We start from the raw sequence: 6,238 nt of genomic DNA on the forward strand, positions 1-6,238 counted from the left end.
GGGTGGATGCGCCTTGGGGTTGGCCGGCGTGCGCCCCGGCTGCCGTCCGCCGCGGCCGGGTACGGCCCGCCGCTGGACGGCTCAGCTGCTGTGCAGGGTGTTGAAGTCGACCTGGCCGGTGTTCTCCAGGACCGTGATGTGGTCCAGCACGGTGGAGTTGGCCTTGTTCGCCAGTGAGCGCACCATCGTGTTGCGGGTCTGGTCGCGGACCATCGCGATCAGCCCGAAGACCTTGCCGTGCGACCGGCGCAGCAGCTCGGCGAAGAGGCGCGGGTACTCGGCGTCCGAGGCGGAGTTCAACTGGCCGAGCCAGCCCTGCTGTTCGGCACTGGGCTGGTTGGGCAGCGGGATGCCCAGGGCCCGCCCGGCCTCCACCGACCGCCGGTCCAGCTCGGTGTGGCCGGCCACGAGGTGGTCGCCCGCGGTACGCACCGCCGCCGTCCTGCCGCGCTCCTGGGCCTGCCGGCCCGCGGGCATCTCCCACAGCCCGGCCAGCCTGACCTTGCGTACGAAGTCCCGGTCCATGGCGGTCAGCGGGCCGTAACGGGTGTTGACCGTGCCGCCGCCGTCATCGTCGTACGAGACCGTGTTCGTCGCCGCCGACGCGCTCTCACCGAAGAGCTGCACGGGCAGCAGCAGCGCCGCGAGCGTGGCCACGAGCGCGGCGACCACCAGTCCCGTGGCGATGGTCCGCCCGGATGCTGCGGAATTGCTGAGGATCGACCGCACGGAGCGCCTCCCGGTTCGTCCCTACGGGAATGGACTGGAATGCCACCGGACGCTAGGCCGCGCACCGCCCCCGTGGACGCGGGTTCTCACCCCTGGACAAATTACGGCCGGGCCCGCCGCGACACTGCTACGGTGCCGCGGGCGGGCCCGGCCGGGAGCCGGTGCGCGGGCGGACAGGCGTGTGCCCGGCGCGCGGGCAGCACCGTGCTCACCGCCCACCGCCGGGGACCGGGTCCTTCCGCGTGCGTCCTTCAGCGTGCGTACAGGCCCGCCGCCGCCCACCGGCGGCGTTCCTTGCGGGTCTCCGGCTCCTGGCGCTCACCCTGGGCGTACAGGGCGTCGATCTCCGCCGCGTAGGCCCGTACGATCGCCGCCCGGCGCAGCTTCATCGAGGGCGTCACCAGGCCGGACTGCTGGCTGAACTCGCCCGGCAGGATGCGGAAGGCGCGGATCGACTCGGCACGGGACACCGAGGCGTTGGCGCGCGCCACGGCCCGCCGGACCTCCGCCTGCAACTGCTCCTCCGGCGACGGCCCCGAAGCCGCACCGCCGCCCGTACCGCCCTCCTCCGGCTCGCCGCGCAGCTTCCGCCACTGCGCCAGCGCCTCCGGATCGAGGGTGATCAGCGCCGTCACGTACGGCCGGTTGTCGCCGACGACCACGCACTGCGAGATCAGCGGATGGGCACACAGCCGCTGCTCCAGCCCCTGCGGAGCAACGCTCTTGCCGTTGCTGGTGATGATGATGTCCTTCTTGCGGCCGGTGATGACCAGATAGCCGTCGTCGTCCAGGTGCCCGAGGTCACCGGTCGGCAGCCAGCCGTCGTACAGCCCGCTGCCGGGACCGTGGGCGGTGCTGGGGGCGGTGCCGGGGGACGGGCCGTTGCCCGGGCCCGCGCCGCGCCGGTGCCTGCCGTTCGGCCCCGCCCCGGCACCGGCGCCGGTAACGCCGCTTCCACCTCCGCCCCCGTCGCCCTCCTCGTCGTCCAGATAGCCCGCGAACACCACCGGCCCGCGCACCCACACCTCCCCGTCCAGCGCCAGATGGATCGCGCTGCCGGGCAGCGGGAGGCCCACCGTCCCGAAGCGGACCTGGCCCGGCGGCTGGGCGGTGATCGCACCGCTGGTCTCCGTCAGGCCGTAACCGTCGTAGACCGTGATGCCGATGCCGGCGAAGAGCAGCCCCAGCTCCCGCAGCAGGGGCGAACCGCCGGACACCGCGGTCCGCACCCGGCCGCCCAGCAGGTCCCGGATACGGGAGTACACCAGCCGCTCGTAGAGCGCGTGCCGGGCCCGCAGGAACGGATCGGGGCCGCGCCCGGTGCCCCGGGCCTCCGCGGCCTGCGCCTCCGCGTACCGCACCGCCACGGTCATCGCCGCGTCGAACATCCGCCGCCGGCCCGCCCGTTCGGCGGCGAGCCGGGCGCGGGCACAGATCTTCTCGAAGACGTGCGGCACCGCGAACAGGAACGTCGGCCGGAACGACGCGAGGGCGGGCAGCAGCTCCTCCGAGGACGGATCGGGCTGATGGGCCAGCTTGACCCCGCCGCGCAGGCACGCGACCTGCACCACGAGCCCGTAGACGTGCGCGAACGGCAGGAATGCCAGCAGGGAGGGGCGTTCGCCGGGCGGGGCCAGCAGCCCGCCCCAGCCCGCGTAGAGGGTGTCGCACTCGGCGGCGAGATTGGCGTGCGTGATCACGCAGCCGCGCGGACGCCCGGTGGTGCCCGAGGTGTGCACGATCGCCGCGGTCGAACCGGGCGCGACGGCATGCCGCAGACGGTGCACATCGGCGTCGGTCAGCCGGGTGCCCTCCTCCATCAGCCGCTGCACGCAGTCCAGGTCCAGCTGCCACAGCCGGCGCAGCCGGGAGCGCGCGTCGCACGCCTCCGCCACGGTCATGGCGTGCGCCTCGTGCTCGACGACGATCGCGGTGACCTTCGCCCCGTTGAGGATGCAGCGAAGCTGCTCGGCCGACGCGGTCGGATAGACCGGCACCAGCTCCCCGCCGATCGCCCACAACGCATAGCTGAACAGCGTCCACTCGTAACGGGTCCGGGACATCAGCGCGACCCGCGCCCCCGGCCGGATCCCGTCCGCCAACAGCCCCCTGGCCAGGGCCATCACCTCGTCGCGGAACTCCCCGGCGGTCACCTCCAGCCAGCCGTCCGGCGCCCGGTCGTCGCGCCGCGCCAGCTGGGCGAAGTCCGGCTGGTGCGCGGCGGTGTCGAAGACGGAGTCGGCGAGGCCGCCGGTCCGTAGCGGAGCCGCCAGGGCCGGAACGCTGATGTCGCGCACAGCACCTCCTAGGTGTTCCCCCTTGGTCCCCGGTCCCCCCTCCCGGTCCACCGCCGTCCCGACGGCAGGGAGGGCAAGTTACCCACAGGTGTCCCGGCTGCCCAGGTCTCCGGCTACTCTTGAGCGGAAGACGACAAGTCCTGGTAAGCGGGTAGGCGGAAGGAGGCGCAGCATGTACCGGCTCGTCGAAGCATGGCGGCTGTACACCTCCGCGATCCTCTTCCTCCTCGTCGGCCTCCTCCTCACCCAGACGGGCCTGACGACGGCCCTGGCCGCGGCCGCGACCACCGCCGCGCTGTTGCTGCTGTGCAGCGCCTTCCTGATCGCGTCCTGCGCACAGCCGGTGCCACCGGGCCGGATCCGTACGGCGATCCGCGACCGCGAGCGGCGAACGGCGTTCCTGCCCCAACGCGACCCCGACGCGGCCGGCCGACCACGCCCCCGAGCACCGGGCCGCGCCCTCCCGACGGCCGCGTAGACGCACGGGCAACTCGGCAACTCCGCACTCCTCAGGGGCGGATACCGCATTCCGGGATTCCGGCCTTCCGGGCCTCCGGCATTCCAGGCTTCCGGTTCTTCCGGTGTTCCGGGATGAGGCCCGCGTCCGGATTTCTGGGATCAGGCCCGCCTCCGGGCTTCTGGGCGTAGGCCCGCCCCGGACTTCCGGACTCCCAGGCTTTGCTGCCCCCTTTGCCCGCGTCTGCGCAGCTCGTCACGCCGACATCCTGTCCCGGCACGACGAGACCCGTGGAGGGCTCACCCATGTCCATGTTCGGCTTTCTCGGCGATGCGCTCGGGCGCGGCGCCGCAGCGCTCGATCCGCTCTTCGGCGGTGCGGCCGTGGCCGCCACCATCGTCCTGTTCACCCTCGCGGTACGCGCCGCACTGCATCCGCTCGCCCGCGCCGCGGCCCGCGGCGAGACGGCCCGCGCGGCCCTCGCCCCCCAACTCGCCGCCCTCCAGCGCAAGCACAAGAACGACCCCGAGCGGCTGCAGAAGGCGATGGCCGACCTGTACGCCAAGACCGGCGCCTCGCCGCTGTCCGGCTGCCTACCGTCGCTGCTCCAACTGCCCGTGTTCTTCGTGATGTACCACCTCTTCTCCACCGGGGGCGGCGGCCTGCTCGACCACACGCTGCTGGGCGCACCGCTCGGCGGCCACTGGAGCGAGGCCCTGGCGGACGGCGGTCCCTTCGGCCCGCAGGGCCTGGTCTACCTCGCGCTGTTCGTGCTGATAGCGGCGGTCGCCACCTGGAACTACCGGCGTGCCCGCGCCACCGCGGCCCAGGCTCCGACCCAGGCCCCGACCCTGACCCCGGGCCGATCGGTGCCCGGCATGGCCTCGTTGACGAAGCTGATGCCGCTGCTGTCGTTCGGCACGCTGATCACGGTGGCGGTGGTCCCGCTGGCCGCCGGCCTGTACATGGTGACGACCACGACCTGGACGGCCTGCGAACGGGCGCTGCTGAAGCGGGACAAGGGGGAGAAGGGGGCCGAAGGAGCGGAGGGGCCCGAGGGGAAGAAGGAGTCTGAGGGGAAGAAGGGGCCCGAGGGGAAGAAGGAGTCTGAGGGGTCGAAGGGTCCCAAGGGGGACGAGCAGCAGAAGCAGGAGAAGCGGCAGAAGCGGCAAGGTGCTGTACCGGCCGCGGCGGAAGGGAACGGGGCCGCGGCGAAGAAGCCGGCGGTCACCCCCGCCGCCGGTACACCGTCCGCCGCCACCGCCACCTCCCCTGGGCGCGCACCGCAGCAGCACGGACCGCAGCAGCGCGCACCGAAGAGCCGTGCGGCACGGCAGCGGGTGGCCCGGGCAAGGGCCAACGCCGAGGCGCGCACCCGGACCGACGCACAGACGAGGCGCCCCCTGCCGGCCGATGTGCAGGCGAGGGCCCGGCGCGACTCGGGCGGCGACTCGGGCGGCGATTCGGGCAACGACTCAAGTGGTGCCGGACGCATCGTTACTACCGCTCAGTAACGGTCCAGTCTGTGAACGGGGTCTTGCGGACTGGACCCCGTTCTCGGAGGATCAACCAAATCGCTCGATGGCCGTCCCCCATCGGCCGGCCCGGAAGACCCCTTCCAGGGCCGACCCTTCGACCACGGGAGTTGAACCGATGAAGCTGCTGCGTGTCGGAACGGTGGGGGCGGAACGCCCGGCGCTGCTCGACGAGGAAGGGGTCCTGCGGGACCTGTCGGGACTGGTGCCGGACATCGACGGAACGCTGCTCGCGGACGACGAGAAACTCGCCCGGATCCGCGCCGCCGCGGCCGCCGGCGACTTGCCCGCGCTGGACGCCGCGGGGCTGCGCACCGGTCCGCCGGTGGCCCGGATCGGCAAGATCGTGTGCATCGGGCTGAACTACCACGACCACGCCCGCGAGACCGGCGCCCCGACCCCCGAGGAGCCGATCATCTTCATGAAGGCCCCGGACACGGTCGTCGGGCCGGACGACACGGTGCTCGTCCCGCGCGGCAGCGTGAAGACCGACTGGGAGGTGGAACTGGCGGTCGTGGTCGGCCGTACCGCCCGCTATCTGGAGACCGACGAGCAGGCGCTGGCGGCGGTCGCCGGTTACGCGGTGGCGCACGACGTCTCGGAGCGCGCCTTCCAGATCGAGCGCGGCGGCCAGTGGGACAAGGGCAAGAACTGCGAGACGTTCAACCCGCTGGGCCCGTGGCTGGTGACCGCCGACGAAGTACCCGACCCGCAGGCCCTCGGCATCCGGCTGTGGGTCAACGGCGAACTGAAGCAGGACGGCACGACCGCGGAGCAGATCTTCCCGGTCGCCGAAGTGGTCCGCTACGTCAGCCAGTTCATGACCCTGTACCCGGGCGACGTCATCAACACCGGCACCCCGGCCGGCGTCGCCATGGGCCAGCCCGAACCGAAGCCATACCTCAAGCCCGGCGACGTCGTCGAGCTCGAGATCGACGGCTTGGGCCGCCAACGGACCCAGCTGAAGGCCGCGTAAGCGGGGCGCTTCCCACGTACTTGGCCGTCCCGCGGTGGCTGCGCTTGGCTTTCCTCCCACGTACTTGGCCGTCCCGCCGCGGGGCTTGCTCGCCGTTGCGGCTTTGCGGCGCCCCGCACGTTGTCGGCTGTCCCGCCGCGGGTCGTCTCGCCGTTGCGCCTGCGGCGGGCTGGGTTTGTGTTGGGTGCGGTGACGGTCCTCCGGGGCCTTGTTCGTGGACTGCTGTCGCTTTACGTCCACGAAC

At 72.7% G+C, this 6,238-nt stretch carries 5 protein-coding genes; 3 read left to right on the plus strand and 2 right to left on the minus strand.

The window, feature by feature from the left end; genetic code table 11:
• Nucleotides 1-81: 81 nt before the first annotated feature.
• Both IG62_RS0122345 and IG62_RS48905 read right to left on the minus strand, forming a co-directional pair.
• Nucleotides 82-729, minus strand: a complete 648-nt coding sequence (locus tag IG62_RS0122345; protein ID WP_030805979.1) for a DUF4142 domain-containing protein — start codon at nucleotides 727-729, stop codon at nucleotides 82-84.
• 251 nt (nucleotides 730-980) lie between these two features.
• Nucleotides 981-3,026 carry an AMP-dependent synthetase/ligase gene (locus tag IG62_RS48905; protein ID WP_037838967.1) on the minus strand — a complete coding sequence of 682 codons (2,046 nt, stop codon included), beginning with the start codon at nucleotides 3,024-3,026 and terminating at the stop codon, nucleotides 981-983.
• A gap of 172 nt (nucleotides 3,027-3,198) precedes the next feature.
• Here IG62_RS48905 and IG62_RS0122355 point away from each other — a divergent pair, with 172 nt between their 5' ends.
• The 3 genes from IG62_RS0122355 (at nucleotide 3,199) to IG62_RS0122365 (ending at nucleotide 5,994) form a co-directional block, all read left to right on the plus strand.
• Nucleotides 3,199-3,504, plus strand: a complete 306-nt coding sequence (locus IG62_RS0122355) for a DUF6412 domain-containing protein (protein WP_030805985.1) — start codon at nucleotides 3,199-3,201, stop codon at nucleotides 3,502-3,504.
• A gap of 284 nt (nucleotides 3,505-3,788) precedes the next feature.
• A complete protein-coding gene (yidC, locus tag IG62_RS0122360) occupies nucleotides 3,789-4,997 on the plus strand; it encodes a YidC/Oxa1 family membrane protein insertase (protein ID WP_030805988.1) in 1,209 nt (402 codons plus the stop codon).
• A gap of 139 nt (nucleotides 4,998-5,136) precedes the next feature.
• Complete coding sequence (locus tag IG62_RS0122365; RefSeq protein WP_030805991.1) at nucleotides 5,137-5,994, plus strand: fumarylacetoacetate hydrolase family protein; 858 nt, start codon at nucleotides 5,137-5,139, stop codon at nucleotides 5,992-5,994.
• The last annotated feature ends 244 nt before the right edge of the window (nucleotides 5,995-6,238 follow it).

This window comes from Streptomyces sp. NRRL S-337 (genome assembly GCF_000720175.1).
Lineage (GTDB): Bacteria > Actinomycetota > Actinomycetes > Streptomycetales > Streptomycetaceae > Streptomyces > Streptomyces siderophoricus.

Excerpts from the sequence above, each read along its gene's own strand:
- IG62_RS0122365 (WP_030805991.1), top strand. The coding sequence starts at position 5,137 with ATGAAGCTGCTGCGTGTCGGAACGGTGGGGGCGGAACGCCCGGCGCTG.
- IG62_RS0122355 (WP_030805985.1), top strand. The coding sequence starts at position 3,199 with ATGTACCGGCTCGTCGAAGCATGGCGGCTGTACACCTCCGCGATCCTC.
- yidC (WP_030805988.1), top strand. The coding sequence starts at position 3,789 with ATGTCCATGTTCGGCTTTCTCGGCGATGCGCTCGGGCGCGGCGCCGCA.